Genomic DNA, 4,529 nt, shown 5'->3' on the forward strand with positions numbered 1-4,529 from the left:
TGGGGGATGACAGTACCTGAAGAATAAGCACCGGCTAACTACGTGCCAGCAGCCGCGGTAATACGTAGGGTGCAAGCGTTAATCGGAATTACTGGGCGTAAAGCGTGCGCAGGCGGTTGTGTAAGTCTGATGTGAAAGCCCCGGGCTCAACCTGGGAACTGCATTGGAGACTGCACGGCTAGAGTGCGTCAGAGGGGGGTAGAATTCCGCGTGTAGCAGTGAAATGCGTAGAGATGCGGAGGAATACCGATGGCGAAGGCAGCCCCCTGGGATGACACTGACGCTCATGCACGAAAGCGTGGGGAGCAAACAGGATTAGATACCCTGGTAGTCCACGCCCTAAACGATGTCAACTAGCTGTTGGGGGTTTGAATCCTTGGTAGCGTAGCTAACGCGAGAAGTTGACCGCCTGGGGAGTACGGCCGCAAGGTTAAAACTCAAAGGAATTGACGGGGACCCGCACAAGCGGTGGATGATGTGGATTAATTCGATGCAACGCGAAAAACCTTACCTGGTCTTGACATGTACGGAACTTGCCAGAGATGGCTTGGTGCTCGAAAGAGAGCCGTAACACAGGTGCTGCATGGCTGTCGTCAGCTCGTGTCGTGAGATGTTGGGTTAAGTCCCGCAACGAGCGCAACCCTTGCCATTAGTTGCTACCATTCAGTTGAGCACTCTAATGGGACTGCCGGTGACAAACCGGAGGAAGGTGGGGATGACGTCAAGTCCTCATGGCCCTTATGACCAGGGCTTCACACGTCATACAATGGTCGGTACAGAGGGTCGCGAAGCCGCGAGGTGGAGCCAATCTCATAAAACCGATCGTAGTCCGGATCGCACTCTGCAACTCGAGTGCGTGAAGTCGGAATCGCTAGTAATCGCGGATCAGCATGCCGCGGTGAATACGTTCCCGGGTCTTGTACACACCGCCCGTCACACCATGGGAGTGAGTTTCACCAGAAGTGGGTAGGCTAACCGTAAGGAGGCCGCTTACCACGGTGGGATTCATGACTGGGGTGAAGTCGTAACAAGGTAGCCGTAGGGGAACCTGCGGCTGGATCACCTCCTTTCTAGAGAAGGCGATCGTCAAGTATTCACAACCTATCGGTTATTCGTGATTTAAGGGTAGTAACTGGGTTTGTAGCTCAGCTGGTTAGAGCACTGTGTTGATAACGCAGGGGTCGTAGGTTCGAGTCCTACCAGACCCACCAGTTTGGGGGATTAGCTCAGTTGGGAGAGCACCTGCTTTGCAAGCAGGGGGTCGTCGGTTCGATCCCGTCATCCTCCACCATTCTTACAGTGCAAACAAAAGCGCACACAACCTGTCAGGGTTGCGTGAATTTCTGTTTGCGTTGTTTTTACAATGCCCGATCTTTAACAAACTGAAGAAGCCGAATTAATTAGACGGCGAAATGAAACACTTGCAGTTAACTCTGCATGTGGGACAAATCGCCATCTTGGGAATTTGATTGTATCTAGTGCCATGTCGCCATATCAAAAGGGGCGGTGTGGTACGTCGCACAAACACATTCTGTCGGATTGGTAATCTAGGTTACTGAAATGATAGGGTCAAGCGACTAAGTGCATCTGGTGGATGCCTTGGCGATCACAGGCGATGAAGGACGTGTAAGCCTGCGAAAAGCGCGGGGGAGCTGGCAATAGAGCTTTGATCCCGCGATGTCCGAATGGGGAAACCCACCTAGCAATAGGTATCCCAGACTGAATACATAGGTCTGTGGAGGCGAACCGAGTGAACTGAAACATCTAAGTAACTCGAGGAAAAGAAATCAACCGAGATTCCGTCAGTAGTGGCGAGCGAACGCGGAATAGCCTGTATGTGATAGAGATTGAGATAGTGGAAGGCCTTGGAAACGGCCGCCGTAGTGGGTGATAGCCCCGTACACGAAATTTCATTCTTGGTACTAAGCATACGAAAAGTAGGGCGGGACACGCGAAATCCTGTTTGAAGATGGGGGGACCATCCTCCAAGGCTAAATACTCGTGATCGACCGATAGTGAACCAGTACCGTGAGGGAAAGGCGAAAAGAACCCCGGGAGGGGAGTGAAATAGAACCTGAAACCGGATGCATACAAACAGTGGGAGCCTCGTAAGGGGTGACTGCGTACCTTTTGTATAATGGGTCAGCGACTTACGTTCAGTAGCAAGCTTAACCGCATAGGGGAGGCGTAGGGAAACCGAGTCCGAATAGGGCGCTTTAGTTGCTGGGCGTAGACCCGAAACCGAGTGATCTATCCATGGCCAGGATGAAGGTGCGGTAACACGCACTGGAGGTCCGAACCCACTAGTGTTGCAAAACTAGGGGATGAGCTGTGGATAGGGGTGAAAGGCTAAACAAACTCGGAGATAGCTGGTTCTCCCCGAAAACTATTTAGGTAGTGCCTCATGTATCACTTCCGGGGGTAAAGCACTGTTATGGCTAGGGGGTCATTGCGATTTACCAAACCATGGCAAACTCTGAATACCGGAAAGTGCGAGCATGGGAGACAGACGGTGGGTGCTAACGTCCATCGTCAAGAGGGAAACAACCCAGACCGCCAGCTAAGGTCCCAAATGATCAGTTAAGTGGTAAACGAAGTGGGAAGGCCCAGACAGCCAGGATGTTGGCTTAGAAGCAGCCATCATTTAAAGAAAGCGTAATAGCTCACTGGTCGAGTCGTCCTGCGCGGAAGATGTAACGGGGCTCAAACTGATAACCGAAGCTGCGGATTTGCACGTAAGTGCAGATGGTAGGGGAGCGTTCTGTAGGTCTGTGAAGGTGTCTCGTAAGGGATGCTGGAGATATCAGAAGTGCGAATGCTGACATGAGTAGCGATAAAGCGGGTGAAAAGCCCGCTCGCCGAAAGCCCAAGGTTTCCTACGCAACGTTCATCGGCGTAGGGTGAGTCGGCCCCTAAGGCGAGGCTGAAAAGCGTAGTCGATGGGAAACGGGTTAAAATTCCCGTACTTTTGTGTAGTGCGATGTGGGGACGGAGAAGGTTAGGTCAGCGGCCTGTTGGAATAGGTCGTTCAAGCTGGTAGGTGGTTAGGGTAGGCAAATCCGCCCTTTCATTCAACACCGAGAAGTGATAACGAGGGTCTACGGACCTGAAGTGACTGATACCACGCTTCCAGGAAAAGCCACTAAGCTTCAGCTACACAAGAACCGTACCGCAAACCGACACAGGTGGGCAGGATGAGAATTCTAAGGCGCTTGAGAGAACTCAGGAGAAGGAACTCGGCAAATTGATACCGTAACTTCGGGAGAAGGTATGCCTCTTTAGGTGAAATCCCTTGCGGATGGAGCTTGGAGAGGTCGCAGAGAATCGGTGGCTGCGACTGTTTATCAAAAACACAGCACTCTGCCAACACGAAAGTGGACGTATAGGGTGTGACGCCTGCCCGGTGCTGGAAGGTTAAGTGATGGGGTGCAAGCTCTTGATCGAAGCCCCAGTAAACGGCGGCCGTAACTATAACGGTCCTAAGGTAGCGAAATTCCTTGTCGGGTAAGTTCCGACCCGCACGAATGGCGTAACGATGGCCACACTGTCTCCTCCTGAGACTCAGCGAAGTTGAAGTGTTTGTGAAGATGCAATCTCCCCGCTGCTAGACGGAAAGACCCCGTGAACCTTTACTGTAGCTTTGCATTGGACTTTGAAGTGGTTTGTGTAGGATAGGTGGGAGGCTTTGAAGCCAGGACGCTAGTTCTGGTGGAGCCAACCTTGAAATACCACCCTGACCCCTTTGAGGTTCTAACCTTGGTCCGTTATCCGGATCGGGGACAGTGCATGGTAGGCAGTTTGACTGGGGCGGTCTCCTCCCAAAGTGTAACGGAGGAGTTCGAAGGTTACCTAGGTACGGTCGGAAATCGTGCTGATAGTGCAATGGCAAAAGGTAGCTTAACTGCGAGACCGACAAGTCGAGCAGGTGCGAAAGCAGGACATAGTGATCCGGTGGTTCTGAATGGAAGGGCCATCGCTCAACGGATAAAAGGTACTCCGGGGATAACAGGCTGATACCGCCCAAGAGTTCACATCGACGGCGGTGTTTGGCACCTCGATGTCGGCTCATCACATCCTGGGGCTGTAGCCGGTCCCAAGGGTATGGCTGTTCGCCATTTAAAGTGGTACGTGAGCTGGGTTCAAAACGTCGTGAGACAGTTTGGTCCCTATCTGCAGTGGGCGTTGGAAGTTTGACGGGGGCTGCTCCTAGTACGAGAGGACCGGAGTGGACGAACCTCTGGTGTACCGGTTGTCACGCCAGTGGCATTGCCGGGTAGCTAAGTTCGGAAGAGATAACCGCTGAAAGCATCTAAGCGGGAAACTCGCCTGAAGATGAGACTTCCCTGAGGGCTTGACCCTCCTGAAGAGTCGTTCGAGACCAGGACGTTGATAGGTCGGGTGTGGAAGCGCTGTGAGGCGTTAAGCTAACCGATACTAATTGCTCGTGAGGCTTGATCCTATCATTTGAGTGGCTTGGGAAACCAAGACCGGATGGATAGTGAATGTGCGACGCGATCAAAGATCCAAGA

Annotated in this window: 2 tRNA genes and 2 rRNA genes; all 4 read left to right on the forward strand. The window is 52.5% G+C overall.

Features of this window, described 5'->3' with window-relative positions:
• A 16S ribosomal RNA gene (locus EAY64_RS08030) occupies positions 1–1,070 on the forward strand; the annotation flags it as partial.
• Positions 1,071–1,134: 64 nt separating this feature from the next.
• Positions 1,135–1,211, forward strand: a tRNA-Ile gene (locus EAY64_RS08035).
• A 4-nt stretch (positions 1,212–1,215) separates the two neighbouring features.
• Positions 1,216–1,291, forward strand: a tRNA-Ala gene (locus tag EAY64_RS08040).
• Positions 1,292–1,567: 276 nt separating this feature from the next.
• Positions 1,568–4,459 (forward strand): 23S ribosomal RNA (locus EAY64_RS08045).
• Positions 4,460–4,529: the final 70 nt, after the last annotated feature.

The sequence above is a fragment of the Aquitalea palustris genome, from assembly GCF_003693445.1.
GTDB classification, from domain to species: Bacteria; Pseudomonadota; Gammaproteobacteria; order Burkholderiales; family Chromobacteriaceae; genus Aquitalea; species Aquitalea palustris.